We start from the raw sequence: 19973 nt of genomic DNA, 5'->3' as shown, positions 1-19973 counted from the left end.
AGCACAGTTGCGCAGCATTTGTTACTGCCGTCACAGTCTTTCGCCATGAAGAACCTGCTGACGCGATTCGAAGAAAAAGCCCCCGAGATCGTCTTCGAGTGGCACGACACCGAGACCACCGCCCGGGGCTGGGTCGTCATCAACTCGCTGCGGGGCGGCGCGGCCGGCGGCGGCACCCGCATGCGCCGCGGCCTCGACCGGCGCGAGGTCGAGTCGCTGGCGAAGACCATGGAGATCAAGTTCACCGTCTCCGGACCTGCGATCGGCGGTGCCAAGTCCGGCATCGATTTCGATCCGTCCGACCCCCGCAAGGAAGGCGTGCTGCGCCGCTGGTTCGCGGCCGTCACTCCCCTGCTGCGTGCCTACTACGGCACCGGCGGCGACCTCAACGTCGACGAGATGAACGAGGTCGTTCCCCTCACCGAGTCCAACGGCTTGTGGCACCCGCAGGAAGGTGTCGTCAACGGACACTTCGGCAAGGACGAGCGCCAGCGCATCCAGCGGGTGGGCCAGCTGCGACTCGGCGTCGCGAAGGTTGTCGAGGACGCGCGGTTCACCCCTGCCACCAGCACGAAATACACTGTCGCCGATCTGATCACCGGTTACGGCGTCGCCGAGTCGGTCCGTCACCACCAGCTCGTCTATCGGGGCACCGACCTCGCCGGCAAACGCGTCGTGGTGCAGGGCTGGGGCAACGTCGGCGCCGCTGCTACCTACTATCTCGCTCAGGCCGGCGCCTCGATCGTGGGCATCATCGACCGCGACGGCGGCATCCTCGCACCCGAGGGTCTCTCCTTCGACGAGGTCCGTACCCTGCTGCTCGAGCGCGACGGCAACGCCCTGCGCAGCGACCGCATGATCCCCTTCGACGAGGTGAACGACCGCATCTGGGATCTCGGAGCCGAGATCTTCCTCCCCTGCGCCGCGAGCCGCCTCGTCACCCGCGAGCAGGTCGACCGCATGGTCGCCGCGGGACTCGAGTCGATCGCTTCCGGCGCCAACGTTCCGTTCGCCGACGACGAGATCTTCTACGGCCCCACCTACGAGCACGCCGACAAGTCCGTCGCCGTGATCCCCGACTTCATCGCCAACTGCGGTATGGCCCGGGCTTTCGCCCAGCTCATGGAGGGCGACGTGGAGGTCTCTGACGCCGCCATCTTCGGCGATGTGTCCACCACCATCGAGACGGCACTGCGCCGCTGCCACGACCGGTCGACCGAGCTCACCGGGCTCGCCGCGACCGCCTTCGAGATCGCACTGGACCAGCTGGTCCCGGCCGGGGAGCGCATTGATGACTGACACCCTGGCCACGGCGACGACCAGCGCCCAGAGCACGGCCGGGACGACGACCGGCGCCCAGAGCACCGCCGGCCTGCATCGTGCCATGCGGCCCCGCCAGCTCGTCATGATGAGTCTCGGTGGCGCCATCGGGGCCGGCCTGTTCGTCGGGTCGGGGGCGGGTATCGCCGTCGCCGGCCCGGCGATCCTGATCTCGTTCCTGGTGGCGGCCGTTCTCGTCGTGTTCGTGATGCGCATGATGGGCGAGATGGCCGCGGCCAACCCCGCCAGCGGTGCGTTCTCCGAGCACACCGAGAACGCGCTGGGCCCTGTCGCGGGGCGGACCATCGGGTGGTTGTACTGGGTGCAGGTCATCATCGTGATCGCCGCGGAGGCCACCGGCGCCGCCGCGATCACCGCGGTGGCGCTGCCCGGCATCCCCCAGTGGGCGTCCGCGCTGTTCTACATGGTCGTGCTGACGGGCGTGAACCTGGTCGGCGTCCGCCGCTTCGGTGAGGTCGAATTCTGGTTCGCCGCAATCAAGATCGTCGCGATCGTCGGCTTCCTGGTGATCGGCATCGCGATGATCGCCGGGTGGATGCCCACCTTCGAGACGACCGGCTTCTCCAACCTCACGGCGCACGGCGGGTTCGCCCCCACCGGTATCGCCGGTATCGCCGCCGGCCTGCTCATCGTGGTCTTCGCGTTCGGTGGCACCGAGATCATCGCGATCGCCGCCGCGGAGACCGCCGATCCCCGTCGCAACGTGGGCCGCGCGGTGCGCACCCTGGTGTGGCGCATCCTCGTGTTCTACATCGGGTCGGTGCTCGTGATGGTGACGATCCTGCCGTGGACCTCCGAGGATCTCGCGACCGGTCCGTTCGTCGCCGTGCTGCAGGCCGGGGCCGTCCCGGGCGCCGCCGCGGGGATGACCGTGATCGTCGTGGTCGCGCTGCTCTCGTCGCTCAACGCGATGCTGTTCAGCGCTTCCCGGATGATCTTCTCGCTGTCGCACCGCGGATCCGCACATCCCGCCTTCGGGCGACTGTCGTCCAACGGCGTTCCCCGCAATGCGGTGCTCGCCTCGGTGGCGTTCGGCTTCGTCACGGTCGGACTGAACTATCTCTACCCCGACCGGGTGCTGCCGCTGCTGCTCAACGCCGTCGGCTCCACGATCCTGGTGCTGTGGACGTTCGTCGCGGTCTCACACCTCGTGCTCCGTCGTCGCGCACGCCGCAACGGCACCGAGGATGCACTGCCGCTGAAGATGTGGGGCTTCCCGTACCTGTCGTACGCGACGCTCGGTCTGCTCGCCGGCATCGCGGTGCTCGCCCTGTTCGACGCCGCCGCCCGCACGCAGCTGCTCGCGACCGGCGCGTTGACCGCAGCGATCGCCGGTACCTGCACGGTGCTGGCACGGCGACGCGCTGCGGCCGAGACGGCTCGCGTGGAGACGGTTCAGGAACGCCAACCGTAGGGACGCGTGATTATCTCCATGAAGTGACCGGCGGGGTCGAGGAAGTAGGTTCCTCGACCCCCGTCGTTTCTGTTGATGCCGTGCGCCGACTGCCGGGGGTCGGCCCAGTGTTCGATCTCCTGCTCGAGGATCCGGGCATAGATCTCGTCGAACTCCTCCTCCGACACCAGGAATGCGTAGTGCTGCGGCGGATACTCCACGTCCGGTGGCGGTTCGGCGAAATCGAGAGTGACACCGTTGGCGAGTTCGACGGCGAGGAAGTGCCCGGCGGGCACCGGATCGGGCAGCCCGAACAGGGTGGTGAGGAAGTAGGCCGAATGCTGCTTGTCGTCGGCCGCGACGATGGTGTGGTTGAACGCAATACTCAAGGAGAACTCCTTGTGGTCCCGCGCCTCCATGCCTGACGCAGTCCGTCATCGACACGCGACGCTGCGTCCAGAGATACCTTCCGTGCCCGAGGGATGCAAGCGATGAGTTCTCCGCGCTCCCCGGGTCTGTACTCGGCGACAACCTTCGAAAGGGGACGACGATGAAGCTCACGGTGACGACCTTCGTATCGGCCGACGGGGTGGCCCAGGGACCGGGCGGCCCCGACGAGGACCGCAGCGACGGCTTCGACCGCGGCGGTTGGGTGGTGCCGCTGTTCGACGAGGGCACCGGCAAGTTCATCGACGAGGTGTTCTCGAAGGTCGACGCATTCCTGCTGGGCCGGAACACCTACGACGTCTTCGCTGCGTCGTGGCCGAACTCGACCGATCCCGACGACCCGGTCGCCCGGGCACTCAACACCCTCCCGAAGTACGTCGCCTCCACGACGCTCACCGACCCGAAGTGGCAGAACACCACCGTCCTCGAGGGCGACGTGCCCACCTCGGTCGCGGAACTGAAGAAACAGCCGGGACGCGAACTGCAGGTGCACGGCAGCATCCGTCTCGTCCACACCCTCTTCGAACACGATCTCGTCGACGAGTACCGCCTCATCACGTTCCCGGTCGTCCTCGGTCAGGGGCGGCGGTTGTTCCCCACCGGGGGTCGCGATACGAAGTTCGATCTCGTCGAATCGCGCACCACCTCGTCCGGTATCGCCATCACCGTGTACCGGCCGGCCGGACGACCCGAGTACGGACTCGCCGAAGTCGAGTGACACGACACCAGGGCGCGGTCAGGAGTCCTGGCCGCGCTCCTCGCGTTGCGTGGCCTCGTAACCCGGTGTCCGATGAATCCCGTTACGTCACCGGCCTCACTCTCACCGTTGACGCCGGTAGTACGCTGAGCAATCGGGCGAGTGGCCGAGCGGGTTCTGTCGGGGAATCCGCTCGGCCACTCCGTTATTCCTCGTCGGGTACGAAGATGTCCTCGATTAGACGTCCGAACAGGCGCGCGATGCGGAACGCCAGCGGAAGGGAAGGGTCGAATCGTCCCTTCTCGATCGAGATGATCGTCTGTCGCGAGACGCCGAGTTCGTCGGCGAGCCTCTGCTGCGACCATCCGTTCTTCGCGCGCAGGGCCGCGAGCGAGTTGCGCACCCTCAGCCTTTCCGACGCTGCACGGCGTAGCGCACACCGAACGACGCGAAGGCCACGAGAATGACCGCCATCAGCGCGTGCAGACCCGCGACCTCGATCGGAGCGAACGCCAGAGCGGTACATCCCAGCCCCGTGACGAGAAGGATGTCGGTGAAAGCGCCCGAGGCGGCTTTCTCGTACCAGGACGCCTCGACCGAATCCTCCGGCCGGTCCGCGGCGCCTTCGAGGGTCGACCGATCGACGAGGAGCACCCACGACAGGCCGACCAACGGAGACACTGTCGCCAACGCCACGGCGATACCCGAGACGACAGGATGCTCCGGCACCAGTTCGAGTGCTGCCCCCACCACTCCGAGTGCCCCCGCCGCCACCATGCCGAGGGCGATGGCCGGCGGTACGGCGGCGATCCACCGCGACCCCACCCGCACCTTGCCCCACTTGCTCCGCGCCACCGCCGAGCCGGCACTCCCGCCGTCCATCACCGCTCCCTTCACAGTAAAGCACGCTTTACATGTAAAGGTAACTTAACAGCGTTCTCGGCGCAGCGGAAACGAGGGGTTCCGTTCGGCCGGGCAGGTGTCATGATGGATCGAGCAGATCGAGACGCCACGAGGCGAAGGGACTGCCATGGGCCTCTACAACGATCACGTCGTACCGCGACTGGTGAACATCGCCTGCGCGCCGTCGTTCACCGAAGCGAACCGGAAACGAGTGTGCGCCGGCCTGAGCGGCCGCGTCGTCGAGATCGGATTCGGATCCGGTCTCAACGTTCCCTACTACCCCACCACCGTCGAGTCGGTCAGCGCCGTCGAACCCGCGGACCTCGGATGGAAGCTCGCACGTCCGCGCATCGAGGACTCCCCCGTGCACATCGAACGATCGGGTCTGGACGGTCAGTCACTCCCGTTCGAGGACAACACCTTCGACAGCGCACTGTCGACGTGGACCCTGTGCACCATCCCCGATGCCGACGCGGCTCTGCGCGAGGTACGTCGCGTCCTCGCACCGGGTGGCACCCTGCACTTCGTCGAACACGGACTCGCTCCGGACGAGAACGTCCGGCGGTGGCAGCACCGGCTCGAACCGGTCCAGAAGCGCGTCGCGGGTGGCTGCCATCTGACACGACAAATCGCCGACCTCGTCCGCGGTGCTGGGTTCGACATCCGCGAACTCGACACCTTCTACGAGGAGAAGACACCGAAGTTCCTCGGTGCCCTGTCTCTCGGAGTGGCGACACCGGCCACGTAGAGGTTGACAGCTACTACAGCGATCTTTGCATACCTCGGCGGACAGATGCGCGGTGTCGACATCGAGTATGTGTCCGCTATATCCGCGAAGATTGCATGCATGCCCTCGGACATTCTGCCACTCACCATACGCACGCTGCTGAAGCAACTCGACCTGGTCTGGCTCTTCACGGAACAACACGTGCTGCCACGGATCGACGAGGCTGCCGTGCACTGGGAGCCGTCGTCGAACTGCGTGGGCGTTCGACGGGTCGACGGGCGTCTCGTCGCCGACTGGCCGGACGAAACGGCCGAGGCCCTTCCCGAGCCCACGATTGCGTGGCTGCTCTGGCACATCGAGTGGTGGTGGACGAACACCGTGGCGGTCTGCAGTGGGGGAACTGCGGTCGGGCCGGACGCCTACGAGTGGTCCGGCTCGACCGACCGCATCCGGACTCTTCGCACTGAATGGGTGACGCTTCTCGAGAGTGCCGACATCGAGAAGACGATCGTCGGACTCATGCCCGAACCTTCACCTCTGTGGGAAGTAGCCGGGTGGGTCAACTTCGAACTGGCGAAGAATGTTTCGGAGATCAGTCAGGTGCTGACGCGGAAGGCGAATACGCCGGGTTGATACTTCCGGCGCTCACGCTGCGACGATGCCCGCGACCGGAATGCGCGCGTCGACCGCCTGCCGGAAGTTGATCATCGCGCGTTCGAGGTGGTCACGGTTCGTCACGAGCACAGCGCCCGTGGCTCGCCGTTCGAGCAGAACATCGTTGGTGAAGCGCGCGTTCTCGACGGTGGAGGTCGACTGCGATTCCTCGGTGATGCGCTCCGGCGGAATGCCTCGCGCGACCAGCCAGTCCTTCATGGCCTGCGCTTCGGTGATGCCGTTGCGCGGGACGCCACCGGTGACGACAATCGGCGATTCCGGATAGCTTTGCGCTGCACGGAGAGCCGCTTCGAGTCGTTCTTCGAGCACCGGCCGGATCTTGCCGTCCTCAGTGAGTCCCGCCCCGAGTACGACGAGATGCGTACCCCTTGGGTTCAGGTCGAGCATCAACGGGAAGTGTGGTGTCAGCTTCTCGAGCTCGGTGCACGCGATGATCAGCGCGTCGATGGTTCCCTGGCACAACGGGGTGACGGATAGTGCACCGTTCACAACGGTGTCGATTGCAGGAGTCGCCGCTGCCTGCCCCGTCGATACACCTACCGCGGCTGTGGCCGCGACTGCGGTCGCCACCACCGTGCGTCGCACAGCTCCCACGCGAGTCCCCTTCTTCCCGGATGTCGGCCGTGCCGCACTGTGCCATCTCGACGCGCACTTGTGGGAAGTTGGGGCTCGACGCGAAGAAGTCTCACCATATGCCGCGTCGGATTCGATGACGGCTGACAATCGGTTTTACATCCGCGCCACCGTTCTATCCATGAACAAGCGCGACAATCGTTGCAAGGAGCGCTATTCGGACGTATCGCTGCGTGCGGGTGTGGTGTGGGTCAGGACGCATCGCCACTTGCCGTCTCGCCTGACGAGCACGTCGGTGGTCCATTCGTCCGCGTCGAACTGCTCGCCGGCAAAGTGAGCAGTGTTCGTCACCCGGGACGTCAGGATCGCGGTGTCCCCGTGGACACGCACTCGAATCTCCCCGACCGTGTCCATCGCGGAAGGGGTCAGTTCACCGGACGCGACCAATGACAGAAAGCGGCGGCCCGATTCCGTGCCGGATTCGGAGACCATCACCCAGTCATCATCCGCGAACTCGGCGATCCGCTCGGCGTCGTTGGACACGATGGCCTCGGCCCAGACGCGGGCGAACGCGATCAGTTCGGCTTCGACATCGTCCTGAATCGGATCGGACACGGCGTCCCCTTCGTGCGCGCTTCCCATGATCCAGGGCAGGCAAGAGCAGAACGTGTGTTCGAGTTGACGACTTCGCACACCCGTGCGACCATCCCTCCACCGACCTGAAAACAGGTCGACCCCGGCAGGTGCGCCAACACCGAACCGGGGTCTGGGCACACGACAGAAAGCGCTGTCATGCACCGTAGGGTGGAGTCTATCCACACGCCTTCGAGAGGCGTACTCCAGCAACGAGCCGCGAGCGCGTTCTTCCGCGCCGGCCGACACACACCCGCTCCCCCGGGTTCACACCCGACGTCCTGACTTCCCAGCCCTCCGATCCGACCGTGATCGGAGGGCTCGAGGCGTTTCACCTGCATCGTCGCGCACGAGGGCCGTTCCGGTAACCGAGGCGCGTCGACGCAGCTCGTCGCTCGTCTCCCACAGTCCGACGTCAGCGCACCGACGCTGCGAGCCGGGGCCGTTCCCTGTCTCGAAACCGACTGGGCACCAGTATCCCTCGTCTCCACAGCTGGTGGTGGAGCACCCGATCGTGCGGGTCGACACGAACGACCGGGTCCAGTGCGAGCCGCACGTCCTCCGCGACGTGGGGCTATCCGTGCTGGCCGAGACGGTCTATCGGGGCATGGCGACCGGGCAGCCTTGGGGAAGGGGACGACGACTCAGGGACCCGAAGGGTCTCCGATCGGTTGGGGCAGTCGCCCGCAGGGCGCCCGCTTCGTTCCTGATCGAATTCATCCTCGTTGCGCGAACCCGGGTGGAGTGCTGTGATCGAAGCACGGGTCTACGGGAGGGGCCGACGTGACCGGCGTCGAAGAGTTCGAGAACCTGCGTCCACTGTTGTTCGCCATCGCCTACCGCATCCTCGGCAGCGTGACCGAAGCCGAGGACGCGGTCCAGGAGACCTGGGTGCGATACGAAACCTCCGGCGTCGAACCGGATTCGGCCCGAGCATTCCTGTCCACCGTCGTCACCCGGGTATCGATCAACATGCTCGAATCGGCGCGGGCGCGGCGCGAACGATATGTGGGCGAGTGGCTACCGGAACCGATACTCGAGGAGCCGTACGACGATCCGCCGCGCTCGGCCGAACTGCGCGAATCGATCTCGACGGCGGCGCTCGTGCTGCTCGAACGTCTCAGTCCGCTCGAACGCGCCGTCTTCGTGTTGCGCGAGGCATTCGGATTCGGCTTCTCCGAGATCGCCGAGATCGTCGACCGCTCCGAAGCGGCGTGCCGGCAGCTCGCGGTGCGGGCACGGCGCCACGTCGATCAAGGTTCGGCGCGGTTCGACACCGATCCGCAGGCGCACGAACAGCTCACCGCTCGATTCCTCACGGCCTTCCAGGACGGCGACGTCGACGCCCTGCGCGACCTGCTGGCCGCCGATGTGCAGCTCGTCGCCGACAGCGGTGGCAAGGCACCCGCTATCCGTAAGGTCGTGGTCGGGGGCGAGAAGGTCATGCGGTTGCTGGCCTCGTTCATCTCGCCCATGGGTCAGCTCGGCATGTCGCTCGAACTCCGCGAGATCAACAGGCTCCCCGGCCTGATCGTGCGGGATGCCGACGGCGCCATCGTGCAGGTCATGACATTCGACGTCGCGGGCGGGAAGATCGGCGCGGTCCGGGTGATGATCAACCCGGACAAGCTCGCTCATCTGGGGCGAGTGGCCGATGTGCGCGTGCTCGCCCAGAAGCTCCGCGACCTGCAACGACCCTGAATCCTCCCGATTGTTCGGCGCGGCATGTCACAAACGACATGGCTGTCCGGTCCTAGATGACGAGGGCTCCCCACAGAGCCAACGAACGGATCGGAGAGAAGCCATGTTGAACACACGCCCCCGTGTCGTCGTCATCGGCGGTGGATACGCCGGAACGGTCGCCGCCAACCGCATGAGCAGGAAGGCTGCGGTCACCGTCATCAATCCCCGGCCGCATTTCGTCCAGCGAACCCGGTTGCACCAGTTCGCGGTCGGCAACCACCATGCGTCCGGCGACTACCGCAAACTTCTGGCGAAGGGAGTCGACCTTCTGGTCGATACCGTGACCCGCATCGAACCCGGCACGCGCACCGTTCATCTCGCATCCAGCGGAACGGTCGGCTACGACTACCTCGTCTACGCCGTCGGAAGTACCGCCACGAGACGGTCCACCGTTCCCGGCGTCGAGGAATTCGCGTTCCCGGTGGCCGAATTCGAGTATGCCGAGCGCCTGCAGTACGCGCTGAACAGCCTCGAACCCGAAGCCGTCGTCACGGTCGTCGGGGCCGGGCTCACCGGGCTCGAAACAGCCGGCGAGCTCGCCGAACAGGGACGTCGTGTGCGTCTCGTGTGCAGCGGTGTCATCGGTCCGATGCTGTCCGAGAAGGCCCGTGCCGCAACCTACGAACGGCTCGCGGACCTGCAGGTCGAGATCATCGAGAACGCGCGCGTCACCCGCGTCGGACCCGACGGCTTCACGCTCGACGACGACACCGTCCTCGAGAGTGCGATCACCGTGTGGACCGCCGGATTCGGCGTTCCCGAACTGGCTCGCTCCAGCGGCTTCAGGACGGATGAACTCGGCCGGATCCTCACCGACGAAACGATGACCAGCATCGACGACGATCGCGTCATTGCCGCCGGTGACTGCGCAGCACCGTCGGGAGAGCCGGTGCGGATGGCATGCCAGTCCGCCCTGCCCACCGGCCTGGCTGCGGCCGACACGGTTCTCAGCCGCATCGCCGGTGAAGAGCCTGCGAACCTCGATTTCGGGTTCAACGGTGTCGGTGTGAGCCTGGGCCGACACGTCGGCGTCGTCCAGTTCCACGAGCGGGACGACACCCCGAAGGAACAGGCATACTCCGGTCGAATCGCCTCGACCATCAAGGATCTCGGGCTGAAGGCCGCGATGGCGGGCCTGCGGGTCGAGGCCCTACGGCCGGGAACGATGGGATTCCTCAGGGGCGGCCGGCATCCGTCGAACACCGCCACTACCGAGGATCTCTCCCGCACGGAGCAGCCGATGGCCTAACACCCGCTGAATTCGTCCTCTTTCAGAACCGACAGCACTGGGTCGCCTTCACCGATCGATGCTCCCACCGAGGGAGTCTGGTCGACGACGACCCAGTTCCTGTCCCATACCTGCGCGCGTCCCTGACCGGTCGCGTCGATGCTCGTGGAGTAGAACACGCCGGCGGCCTGGATGGTGTCCTGTGCCGCTTGGAGATCCATGCACACGACGTTCGGCATCACCGCAGTGGAGGCGACAGCCGCCACCTGCGTGGTGGAGATCCTCGTCGCGGGAGTGGTTTCCGGAGCGACGGTCCGCGCCGTGGTGGCAGCCGACGTTGTGGACGGCGTGGTGGTCGTCGGTGCGGCAGCGCGAGGAGTCGTACTCGCGTCGTCCTTCGTCGGCGAGTCGAGCCCGTCCGAAATGTCGCCGATGATTCCCATGAGGACGAACAGTCCGGCGACGGCAGCGGCGATGACCACCCCGCGACGGATCCTCGGAGGCTTCGGCGGCTCGGGCGGCGGCGCCATCGCCGCCCGCACATCCCCGGCAAGGAACGCGCGGTGGCCGGCTTCGGCTCGTGCGGCGATCGCGTCCTGCTCGGCCTTGATGCGCTTGCGGCGGTCGCGCAGAGGCTTGCCGATCGCGAGATATCCCAGGCCGGCCGCGAATGCCACGAACAGGATCGCGTCGGCCCCGTTGCCGTTGACTACTTCCACGATCGCCAGCCACAGCGTGATGGCGGCGAACATCCCCGCTACGACGCGCAGGTAGGGGACGACGAACTTCATGTTTCTCCTTCAACCCGACACCAGGCCCCGTGCGCCGCTGCTTTCCCGACCGCACACGCGCTGAATGCCCTCCTGAACTGGTGTCGGAGCGTCACCCCTCGTCGTTACCACGCCCAGTTGTCGATTTCGGTGGGTTGAGCCCCGGAATCCGGGGGCAGATCCACCCAAGTCGGCGAAGCGTCCCTGTGACGGTTGACACACCCTGTTCGTGAATGTAGATTCATGAAAAATGAATAGTCATTCACCCGCAGGGAATGGCTGTTCGATCAGGCTCCTACCTGCAGCGATGAAGGGGAACCCATGACCGACTTCGAAGACATCACCTACGAGATCGACGGCGCAGCCGGCATCATCACCATCAACCGGCCCGAGCGCTACAACGCCTTCCGGGGCAAGACCGTCGAGGAACTGATCAAGGCGTTCCGATCGGCCTGGGCCGACAGCCGCGTCTCGGCCATCATCCTCACCGGCGCCGGTGAGAAGGCCTTCTGCACCGGCGGCGACGTCAAGCAGCGCGCCGAGACCGGCGACTACGGGCCCACCGAGAGCGGCATGTTCGAGATCGGCTACCTCCACAAGCTCATCCGCGACATCCCCAAGCCGGTCATCGCAGCCGTCAACGGCGTCGCCGTCGGCGGCGGACACGTTCTCCACGTCCTGTGCGACCTCTCGATCGCGTCGGAAAACGCCCGGTTCGGCCAGGCCGGACCCAAGGTCGGCTCGTTCGACGCCGGATTCGGCTCTGCCTTCCTCGCCCGCGTCGTCGGAGAGAAGCGCGCGAGAGAAATCTGGTACCTGTGCCGCCAGTACGACGCCGCCACCGCCGAACGCTGGGGACTGGTGAACTGGGTTGTCCCGCAAGACAAACTGCTCGACGAGGCGAAGGCGGTCGTTGCCGAGATCGCCGAGAAGAGCCCCACCGCGATCAAGTTCCTCAAGCAGTCGTTCAATGCCGACACCGACCACCAGGCCGGCCTGAGCAATCTCGCGATGTCGGCCCTCGACCTGTTCGGCAAGTCCGAGGAGGGACTCGAAGGAGCCAAGGCGTTCGCGGAGAAGCGACCCGCCGATTTCGCGAAGTACGTCAAGGCCTGATCCGAACTTCCCAGACCCGTAAGGATCTCCCATGAGCAACATCGCACTGGTCACCGGCGCCGGTTCCGGAATCGGCAAGGCCATCGCTCTCGCCTTCGCCGCGCAGGGTGATCGCGTCGTCGCCGCCGATCTCGACCTGGCGGCTGCCGAAGCCACGGCCAAGGAGTACCCCCAGCTGATCACGGCACTGCCGGTCGACATCGCCGACCGCGCCCAGGTCGACGAACTCCGCGACCGCACCCACGCAGAAGTGGGCGTGCCCAACGTGATCGTCAACGCTGCCGGCTGGGACCGCACCGATCAGTTCCTCAACGCCACACCGGAGTTCGCCGAGAAGGTCGTCGCGATCAACTATCTCGGCCCGGTGAACATCTGCAGCGCCTTCCTGCCCGGCATCATCGATGCCGGAAACGGCGGTCGCGTGATCAACCTCGCCAGCGATGCAGGTCGTGTCGGCAGCTCCGGCGAATCCATCTATGCGGGCGCGAAGGGTGGCGTCATCGCCCTCACCAAGTCGCTCGCCCGCGAGATGGCCCGGCACAACATCAACGTCAACTGCGTGTGCCCCGGCCCCACCGACACACCGCTGTTCCAGGCCCAGGAGGAGAAGCTCAAAGCTGCTCTAATCAAGGCCATTCCGTTCCGGCGACTCGCGCGACCCGAGGAGGTCGCCGCACCCGTCCTGTTCCTCGCATCCGAGGCCGCATCGTTCATCACGGGCCAGGTGATCAGCGTCAGCGGCGGCCTCACCATGGCCGGCTGATCGACATCGTCAGGGGAGATCGAATCATGAGCGCGTCGTACAACGCCCGGGCCTACCGGGAGTACTTCGAGAACGACTTCACGTATCTCAACGGCTTCCGGCGCAACCTGGGACGGTACGGGAACCGCGTTGCCATCACCGATCCCGAGACCGGAACCCGGTTGACCTACGCCGAACTCGGCGAACGCGTCGACCGAGTCGCCACTGGTCTGGCCGATGCAGGCGTGCAGGCCGGGGATGTCGTCGCCTATCAGCTGTTCAACAGTGTCGAGTTCGCTGAGCTGTATCTCGCCACCCAGGCGGTGGGCGCGGTGGGTTCGCCGATCAACTTCCGGCTCGCAGCCGGCGAGACCGCGTTCGTCCTCGACAAGTCCGCACCCACGGTCTTCGTCTACGACACCGAGCTCACCCCGATGGTGACGGAGGCGCTGGAACGCTCGGCGCACACCCCGAAGGTGATCGTCGCGGTGGGCGACGGCGATCCGGTCTCCGTTCCCGGTGCCACCGTTGTGCGGTACCGGCACCTGGTGGCCGATCGGGTCGCGCTCCCGCCGCTGCACCGGACGGTGTGGGACGAGACCACTCGCCTCTACACCTCGGGCACCACCGGCATGCCGAAGGGTGTGCCGCTCAACAGCATGATCGAGATCTTCAGCGCGCACGACGTCATCATGCATTTCCCGTTGAGCCCCGAGGACAAGACGCTCAACATGACGCCGTGGTTCCACCGCGGCGGCCTATACTCCGGAGGACCCAACCCGGTCTTCTACATCGGTGGAGAAGTGGTGCCGCTGCGTACCTTCGACGCCGACCGCGTCCTCGACCTCGTCGCCGAGCACGGCCTCACCTTCCTCATCGGAGCACCCACCAACCTCGCGATGCTCGCGACCGCGCAGGAGGCCCGTCCGCGCGACCTGTCGTCGCTGCGCGGCATCGTCACGATGGGTGCGCCGCTCGAACGCGAAGCGGCACTGCGCTACCAGCAGGTCCTCAACCCGCGGATCTTCAACGGCTACGGCAGCACCGAAGGGTTCTGGAACACCTTCCTGCGCCCCACCGATCTGCCCGAACATGCCGGCACCGCGGGCCGGGCCTGCACCGACGACGACGTGCGCGTGGTCCACATCTACGAGGACCGACTCGCCCACCACGACGACGTCGTCGCCAAGGACGGCGAAGAGGTCGGAGAGGTGATCGTCCGCTCCCCCAAGGGTTCGAACGCCTACTTCGACTCCCCCGACCAGGAGAAGGCCAAGTTCAACAACGGGTGGCTGCACATCGGCGACCTCGCCACGTGGGACGCCGGGGAGTTCGTCACGATCGTCGGACGCAAGGACGACATGCTCGTCTGCGGTGGTGAGAACGTCCATCCGGTGCAGGTCGAGGAGGCGCTCAACTCACATCCGGGTGTGTCCGACTGCCTCGTCGTCGGCGTGCCCGACGACCGGTGGGGACGCATCGTCGTCGCGTACATCGTCGCCGGCAGCCCGGACGTCACGGCCGACGTCCTCGACGCGCACTGCCGCGAGCACCCGATGTTGTCCACCTTCAAGCGACCCCGGGCGTATCGGTTCGTCGAGTCGCTGCCGGTCTCGGCCACCGGAAAGAAACTGCACTACAAGGCAACCCGAACGGCAGCCGACGAGTTCGCCGCAGGGTTGTTCACCGCCCCCACCGACTCGAGGATCACCCGATGAATGCACGCCTCGAATACGAGACCGAGCACCAGCAGTTCCGGGAGGTCGCTCGCGACTTCGTCCGCGACAAGATCACGCCCGTACACGAGGACTGGGAGCACGCGAGCTGCCTCGACCGGTCGTTGTTCACCGAAGCCGGCAAGCTCGGACTGCTCGCCTTCTCCGTCGACGAGAAGTACGGCGGACCCGGAGTCGACGACTTCCGCTACAACGCCATCCTCATCGAGGAGGTCAACCGCGCCGGCAACGCCGCAGCAGGCATCGCGTTCTCCCTGCAGAACGACGTGGTGCTGCCCTACCTCACCGAGCTGACCGACGACGAACAGAAGGCACGCTGGCTGCCCGGCGTCGTCAGTGGCGAGACCGTGCTGGGTATCGCCATGACCGAACCCGGCACCGGCAGCGACCTCACCGGCATCCGCACCTCCGCGGTGCGCGACGGCGACCACTACGTCGTCAACGGTGCCAAGACGTTCATCTCCAACGGTCAGAACGGCGACCTGTTCGTCGTCGCGACCCGCACCTCCGACGACCCGCACAAGGGACTGACGCTGCTGGTCGTCGAGGCCGACACCCCCGGTTTCTCCCGCGGGCGCAATCTCGAGAAGATCGGTCTGCACGCCCAGGACACCAGCGAGCTGACGTTCACCGACATGCGGGTGCCGGTCGCGAACCGGCTCGGCGACGAAGGCCGCGGCTTCTACCAGCTGGTGCACAACCTCCCGCAGGAACGGTTGTCGCTGTCGATCGGTGCGGTCGCCGCGGCCGAGGGCGTCCTCGCGCAGACCCTCGACTACGTCCGTGAACGGAAGGCTTTCGGGAAGCCGGTGTCGAGCTTCCAGAACACCCAGTTCGTGCTCGCCGAGCTGGCGACCGAGCTCGACATCGCCCGCACCTATCTCGACGACTGCATCGCCGAGCACGTGGCCGGGCAGCTCACTGCCGCCCGCGCCGCGCGTCTGAAGTGGTGGGCCACCGAACTGCAGGTGCGTGTCGCCGACCGGTGCCTGCAATTGCACGGCGGCTACGGCTACATGCGCGAATACGGCGTCGCGCGCGCTTTCGTCGACGCCCGCATCCAGACGATCTACGGCGGAACCACCGAGATCATGAAGACGATCGTCGCGAAGGATCTCGGGATCTGACGACCGTCCCAGCTGCACGATTCACACCGCTGAGCACTCGGTACTGTGAATCGGACCGAAAAGCGACGAGGAGCCCCTATGACCACCGACCACGATGCACTTCCCGTGGAAGAGGCCGTGCGGGCAGTTCGCACCAGTTCCCGCCGCAAGCAGGTCCTCGACGCCGCTGTGCAGGTCATGCAGCGCACCGGTTTCCACCAGATGTCCATGCAGGCGCTGGCCGACGAGGCCGGCGTCAGTGTCGGACTGATCTACAAGTACTTCGGCGGCAAGGAAGAGATCCTTCTCGCCACCATCGTCTCGATCCTCGACACCTTCCGCGACCAGATCGAACCTGCGATGGAGGCCGCCGGCGACGACCCCGTCGAACGGCTCGCCGCCGGCATCCGCCGCTACATCGAGATCGTCGACGAGAACCTCGACGCCACCGTCCTCACCTACCGGGAGAGCCGCACGCTCGACGCTGCCGGTCGTGCCCGGATCAAGGAACTGGAGGTCGAGACGTCGGCGCCGCTGCGCTCCGCCCTCGACGACGGCATCTCCGCCGGAATCATGGAGCCCATCGACGTCGACCTGATGGTGTTCGACATCCTGCTCCTCGCCCACGGATGGGCGCTCAAGCACTGGCACTTCGGATCCATCTACACCCTCGACGACTACATCCGCCTCCAGACCAGGCTCGTGCTCAACACGACACTGAAGGCGGAGCGGCGCGGGGACTACGCGCACTTCCTCCGGTAACCACCGGCCTCGACCGAGGGCAGCGAAGCGCGGAGTGGTCACCGGTGCGCGTTATTGCGCGCACCCATGACCGATTCCCGCTCCGCTGTCGATGTCGGGGTCGGTGAGTGCGGGGTCCCGCGAGGTGTCCTTCAACGCGACGCCCGACGCCCCCAACTGCCGCGCCCCGTTCACGAGGGCCGCTACGACGCGCGCCGCGTGCTCGTAGGTCATCCCGCCGGGCGGATGGATGTTCGACACGCAGTTGCGTTCGGCGTCACTGCGTCCCGGCCTCGGGTGGTGCGTCAGGTACACGCCGACACTGTCGGCCACCGACAGGCCGGGACGTTCGCCGATGATCACGAGCATCGTCGTGACGCCGAGCCGCTCACCGATACGGTCGCCCAGCGCGACGCGGGCCTGCGTCGCGATCACCGGTGACGCCACGGTCAGCCCCGGCAGGGCAGCGACGATCGCCGCGAGCAGATCGGGTCCGTGGGCGTCGAGAGCGGTGGACGACAACCCGTCGCACAGCGCGATACCGAGATCGGCCTCCATGCGCGGCAGCATGGTTCCCTCGGCGAGCTGCCGGCCGAGGTCGGGGCGACGCAGATACGTACTGCGATCTCCTGCTGCGCTTTCCACGATCAACTGCTCACCGAGCCCGAGATCACGAACCCGCTGAGCCAAGGAATGCACATCGAGCGGGACGTGCACGGCGTCGCGCGCCTCGGCATGGGCCGCCACGAATTCCAGATGACGGCGCGTCGGGATGCTGTTCCCGGTGCGTCCCAGGCCGATCCGTGCCTGGGTGTTCCGGCGCAATTCGTCCCACAGGTCGCTCACAAGGCACCTCCGAGTGCGCGCAGAGGGGACGTGCCGACGTCCACCGGCAGGATGCGACCGATATCGTCCGCCATACCCTGCCTGCGTAGCCAGTCCTCGAACTCCGGTGCCGGTCGCAGATCGGCGGCCTCCCGGACGTACAGCGCGTCGTGGAACGACAGCGACTGGTAGCCGAGCATCACGTCGTCGGCACCGGGCACCGTGATGACGAATGCTGTTCCGGCAACGGCCAACAGGGTGAGCAGGGTGTCCATGTCGTCCTGGTCGGCCTCGGCATGGTTGGTGTAGCAGACGTCGACGCCCATCGGCAGGCCGAGAAGTTTGCCGCAGAACTGGTCTTCGAGCCCGGCGCGGATGATCTGCTTGCCGTCGTACAGATATTCCGGTCCGATGAACCCGACGACCGTGTTGACGAGCAGCGGTTCGAACTCGCGCGCAACGGCATACGCGCGCGCTTCGAGAGTCTGCTGATCCACCGGCCTGCCCCCGGTGCCGAGATGGGTTCCCGACGACAACGCCGAACCCTGCCCCGTCTCGAAGTACATGACGTTGTTGCCGACGGTCCCCCGTCGCAGCGACCTGCCGGCCTCGTTGCCCTCCCGCAGCACTGCGAGGTCCACACCGAAGCTGCGGTTGGCGCCCTCGGTGCCGGCGACGGACTGGAACACCAGGTCGACCGGCGCGTCCTTCTCGATCAGATCGATGGTGGTGGTGACGTGGGTCAGCACGCACGACTGGGTGGGGATCTCGAATCGTTGCCGGATCTCGTCGAGCAGGTGCAGCAGGTCGGACACCGCGTGCGGTGAGTCGCTTGCCGGATTGATGCCGACCACCGCGTCGCCGCAGCCCATCAGCAGACCGTCGAGGACGGACGCGGCGACCCCACGAGGATCGTCGACGGGATGGTTCGGTTGCAGGCGCGTCGCGAGCCGGCCGGGCAACCCGATGGTCGTGCGGAACGCGCTGGTCACCGTCGCAGCGCGGGAGACCGCGATGAGGTCCTGGTTGCGCATGATCTTGCTGGTCGCTGCGACCATCTCCGGGGTGAGTCCCGGCGAGAGTGCCGCGAGCACGTCGGCGGAGTCCGGTCGGGCCGCGACCTCCAGCAGGTGGTCGCGCAGCTCCCCGACGGTCATGTGCGAGACCGGGGCGAAGGCCGTCGCGTCGTGGGTATCGACGATCAGCCTGGTGACCTCGTCGGTCTCGTACGGCACGACCGCCTCGGTGAGGAAGATGGTCAGCGGGAGGTCGGCGAGGGCCAGCTGTGCCGCGGCACGTTCGGCATCCGAAGTGGCAGCGCATCCGGCGAGTTCATCGCCCGAGCGGCGGGGGGAGGCCTTCCCGAGCAGATCGACGAGGCCGTCGAACTCGTAACCGGTTCCGCCGAGCTGTTGTCGGTAGATCGTCATCGAGGCCTCCCGCGCAGGACCGGTTCGACGGATGTGAGCACGCAGTGGAGTGCAGCATTCCACTTTTTCGCCGTCGTGTCCGGCGAGTGTCGCGAACGAAACGCCGCTGGTCGTCGGTTTCTGGGTCCACAACGCAGAAGTGAGGCTCACAACCCTGGTGGTCGACCATGAGGGTTGTGAGCCTCACTTTTCGGTTGTCTACCTAGCCCCGCTGGTACCAGACGTTCGTCACCCGCTGCGCCATGTGCCGCATCCCCGCAGCGGTGGGATGCAGAGCCTTCGCCAGCGACAGCGACTGCCGTCCCTCGTACCAGCGCTGCTCGGAGGGTGCACACGCATCGTGTCCTTCCGAGCCGGACATGACGTCCACGAACTCGGCACCGGCCTCACCGGCAGACCGGGCGAGTACTCGGTTCATCCGCACGAAGAAGTTCGTCACGAAGGAGGCGTCGGCATCGCTGGTGGGGATGTTGGGCCAGCAGCCCCGGTTGCCGAAGACACCGCCGTGCCCGACCAGCAGAACCCGTGCGCGCGGTGCGCGTTGCTGGACGGCGGTCAGTGTCGCGGTGACCTTCGGTCCGAGTGCACTCAGGGCGGCGTCCATGCGCGACGTGGTGCCCGGATCGGTGCGGCAGTGCGCGTCGCCGCCCGGAAGCTCGGTGTAGCAGGCCGAGACGAGCCCCGACCAGCCGACATCGTTGCCGCCGATACTCAGCGTGACGAGATTCGTGTCCGGCGGGAGCGAATCGATCTGCGGCGGGACCGATCCGGTCGACGTCTGTTGCGGGACGGACGTGATGTGCTCGGTGCGCGCACCCGAACACGCGACGTTGACGAAGCTGACGGTCTGCAGCGAACCTGCGACGAGGTTCGGATAGCCCGCGTCCGCGCGGGCGCATCCGCTGAGCATCGCCGCTGCGTCGAGGTAGGGTCCGGCGGCGCGCGAGTCGCCGAGCGCGACGTATCGGATGCCCTGCTCGTTACCCGGGTCGCTCATCGCGGACACCGGCCACACCATCGATGCAGCTGCCATGCCGGCGACGATCCCGGCTCGCACAATCGTCTTCATCCAGACCTCCGGCAGCGTGGTTCTCCCCGGGCATGAGATCGGCACGAATTACAAACGCGTTACGAGCAGCGGGTGAAG

At 66.4% G+C, this 19973-nt stretch carries 21 protein-coding genes; 12 read left to right on the top strand and 9 right to left on the bottom strand.

All coding sequences use genetic code 11. The features are described 5' to 3' along the window. The first annotated feature begins 45 nt into the window (after positions 1 to 45). Positions 46 to 1299, top strand: a complete 1254-nt coding sequence (locus tag ACPCXD_RS01115) for a Glu/Leu/Phe/Val dehydrogenase dimerization domain-containing protein (protein WP_423657967.1) — start codon at positions 46 to 48, stop codon at positions 1297 to 1299. Continuing rightward, entirely contained in the window at positions 1292 to 2755 is a 1464-nt protein-coding gene (locus ACPCXD_RS01110) for an amino acid permease (protein WP_160874529.1), read from the top strand. The genes ACPCXD_RS01115 and ACPCXD_RS01110 overlap by 8 nt, the downstream gene beginning before the upstream one ends. On the opposite strand, the gene ACPCXD_RS01105 is transcribed toward ACPCXD_RS01110, so the two are convergent. Continuing rightward, positions 2737 to 3153, bottom strand: a complete 417-nt coding sequence (locus ACPCXD_RS01105) for a VOC family protein (RefSeq protein WP_160874531.1) — start codon at positions 3151 to 3153, stop codon at positions 2737 to 2739. The genes ACPCXD_RS01110 and ACPCXD_RS01105 overlap by 19 nt on opposite strands. Positions 3154 to 3284: 131 nt before the next feature. Between ACPCXD_RS01105 and ACPCXD_RS01100 the strand changes: the two genes are divergently transcribed. Further along, positions 3285 to 3899: a dihydrofolate reductase family protein gene (locus tag ACPCXD_RS01100; RefSeq protein ID WP_423657964.1), complete on the top strand. Its 615-nt coding sequence runs from the start codon at positions 3285 to 3287 to the stop codon at positions 3897 to 3899. Positions 3900 to 4083: 184 nt separating this feature from the next. On the opposite strand, the gene ACPCXD_RS01095 is transcribed toward ACPCXD_RS01100, so the two are convergent. Both ACPCXD_RS01095 and ACPCXD_RS01090 read right to left on the bottom strand, forming a co-directional pair. After that, positions 4084 to 4281 carry a helix-turn-helix transcriptional regulator gene (locus tag ACPCXD_RS01095; RefSeq protein ID WP_085470075.1) on the bottom strand — a complete coding sequence of 66 codons (198 nt, stop codon included), beginning with the start codon at positions 4279 to 4281 and terminating at the stop codon, positions 4084 to 4086. A gap of 2 nt (positions 4282 to 4283) precedes the next feature. After that, positions 4284 to 4760 (bottom strand): hypothetical protein, encoded by a 477-nt coding sequence (locus ACPCXD_RS01090; RefSeq protein ID WP_423657962.1) that lies wholly within the window; start codon positions 4758 to 4760, stop codon positions 4284 to 4286. Between the two features lie 148 nt (positions 4761 to 4908). Here ACPCXD_RS01090 and ACPCXD_RS01085 point away from each other — a divergent pair, with 148 nt between their 5' ends. Both ACPCXD_RS01085 and ACPCXD_RS01080 read left to right on the top strand, forming a co-directional pair. After that, a complete protein-coding gene (locus tag ACPCXD_RS01085) occupies positions 4909 to 5529 on the top strand; it encodes a class I SAM-dependent methyltransferase (RefSeq protein ID WP_230824964.1) in 621 nt (206 codons plus the stop codon). 99 nt (positions 5530 to 5628) lie between these two features. Then, on the top strand, positions 5629 to 6141 hold the full coding sequence (locus ACPCXD_RS01080; protein ID WP_423657960.1) for a DinB family protein: 513 nt from the start codon (positions 5629 to 5631) through the stop codon (positions 6139 to 6141). Positions 6142 to 6153: 12 nt separating this feature from the next. Here the strand turns inward: ACPCXD_RS01080 and ACPCXD_RS01075 are convergent, their stop codons facing one another. Beyond that, positions 6154 to 6768 (bottom strand): YdcF family protein, encoded by a 615-nt coding sequence (locus ACPCXD_RS01075; RefSeq protein WP_423658814.1) that lies wholly within the window; start codon positions 6766 to 6768, stop codon positions 6154 to 6156. A 201-nt stretch (positions 6769 to 6969) separates the two neighbouring features. Continuing rightward, complete coding sequence (locus tag ACPCXD_RS01070; protein WP_423657958.1) at positions 6970 to 7554, bottom strand: nuclear transport factor 2 family protein; 585 nt, start codon at positions 7552 to 7554, stop codon at positions 6970 to 6972. Between the two features lie 618 nt (positions 7555 to 8172). Here ACPCXD_RS01070 and ACPCXD_RS01065 point away from each other — a divergent pair. Both ACPCXD_RS01065 and ACPCXD_RS01060 read left to right on the top strand, forming a co-directional pair. Beyond that, positions 8173 to 9090 (top strand): RNA polymerase sigma-70 factor, encoded by a 918-nt coding sequence (locus ACPCXD_RS01065; protein ID WP_423657956.1) that lies wholly within the window; start codon positions 8173 to 8175, stop codon positions 9088 to 9090. Positions 9091 to 9193: 103 nt separating this feature from the next. Then, entirely contained in the window at positions 9194 to 10381 is a 1188-nt protein-coding gene (locus ACPCXD_RS01060; RefSeq protein ID WP_106201077.1) for an NAD(P)/FAD-dependent oxidoreductase, read from the top strand. On the opposite strand, the gene ACPCXD_RS01055 is transcribed toward ACPCXD_RS01060, so the two are convergent. After that, positions 10378 to 11151: a PASTA domain-containing protein gene (locus ACPCXD_RS01055; protein WP_423657953.1), complete on the bottom strand. Its 774-nt coding sequence runs from the start codon at positions 11149 to 11151 to the stop codon at positions 10378 to 10380. The genes ACPCXD_RS01060 and ACPCXD_RS01055 overlap by 4 nt on opposite strands. A gap of 300 nt (positions 11152 to 11451) precedes the next feature. Between ACPCXD_RS01055 and ACPCXD_RS01050 the strand changes: the two genes are divergently transcribed. From ACPCXD_RS01050 to ACPCXD_RS01030, 5 genes are all read left to right on the top strand, one after another. Continuing rightward, positions 11452 to 12246, top strand: coding sequence for an enoyl-CoA hydratase-related protein (locus tag ACPCXD_RS01050; protein WP_088898000.1), 795 nt, complete (start codon positions 11452 to 11454; stop codon positions 12244 to 12246). A 31-nt stretch (positions 12247 to 12277) separates the two neighbouring features. Next, a complete protein-coding gene (locus ACPCXD_RS01045; RefSeq protein ID WP_423657951.1) occupies positions 12278 to 13009 on the top strand; it encodes an SDR family NAD(P)-dependent oxidoreductase in 732 nt (243 codons plus the stop codon). 26 nt (positions 13010 to 13035) lie between these two features. Beyond that, positions 13036 to 14706 (top strand): class I adenylate-forming enzyme family protein, encoded by a 1671-nt coding sequence (locus ACPCXD_RS01040; RefSeq protein ID WP_423657949.1) that lies wholly within the window; start codon positions 13036 to 13038, stop codon positions 14704 to 14706. Continuing rightward, positions 14703 to 15851 carry an acyl-CoA dehydrogenase family protein gene (locus ACPCXD_RS01035; RefSeq protein WP_160874547.1) on the top strand — a complete coding sequence of 383 codons (1149 nt, stop codon included), beginning with the start codon at positions 14703 to 14705 and terminating at the stop codon, positions 15849 to 15851. The genes ACPCXD_RS01040 and ACPCXD_RS01035 overlap by 4 nt, the downstream gene beginning before the upstream one ends. A gap of 78 nt (positions 15852 to 15929) precedes the next feature. Further along, positions 15930 to 16592 carry a TetR/AcrR family transcriptional regulator gene (locus ACPCXD_RS01030; protein ID WP_059382752.1) on the top strand — a complete coding sequence of 221 codons (663 nt, stop codon included), beginning with the start codon at positions 15930 to 15932 and terminating at the stop codon, positions 16590 to 16592. Positions 16593 to 16643: 51 nt separating this feature from the next. Here the strand turns inward: ACPCXD_RS01030 and eutC are convergent, their stop codons facing one another. The 3 genes from eutC to ACPCXD_RS01015 all read right to left on the bottom strand — a co-directional run bounded on the left by eutC (position 16644) and on the right by ACPCXD_RS01015 (position 19895). Further along, positions 16644 to 17417 carry an ethanolamine ammonia-lyase subunit EutC gene (gene eutC, locus ACPCXD_RS01025; RefSeq protein WP_423657946.1) on the bottom strand — a complete coding sequence of 258 codons (774 nt, stop codon included), beginning with the start codon at positions 17415 to 17417 and terminating at the stop codon, positions 16644 to 16646. Beyond that, entirely contained in the window at positions 17414 to 18826 is a 1413-nt protein-coding gene (locus ACPCXD_RS01020; RefSeq protein ID WP_423657944.1) for an ethanolamine ammonia-lyase subunit EutB, read from the bottom strand. The genes eutC and ACPCXD_RS01020 overlap by 4 nt, the downstream gene beginning before the upstream one ends. 202 nt (positions 18827 to 19028) lie before the next feature. Then, positions 19029 to 19895, bottom strand: a complete 867-nt coding sequence (locus tag ACPCXD_RS01015) for an SGNH/GDSL hydrolase family protein (protein ID WP_230824734.1) — start codon at positions 19893 to 19895, stop codon at positions 19029 to 19031. Between the last annotated feature and the right edge of the window lie 78 nt (positions 19896 to 19973).

It is taken from the genome of Rhodococcus sp. AB351 (assembly GCF_049538275.1).
GTDB lineage: Bacteria > Actinomycetota > Actinomycetes > Mycobacteriales > Mycobacteriaceae > Rhodococcus.
The sequence above is the reverse complement of the archived record's forward strand: the minus strand, read 5'-3'. Positions and strand labels throughout refer to the sequence as shown.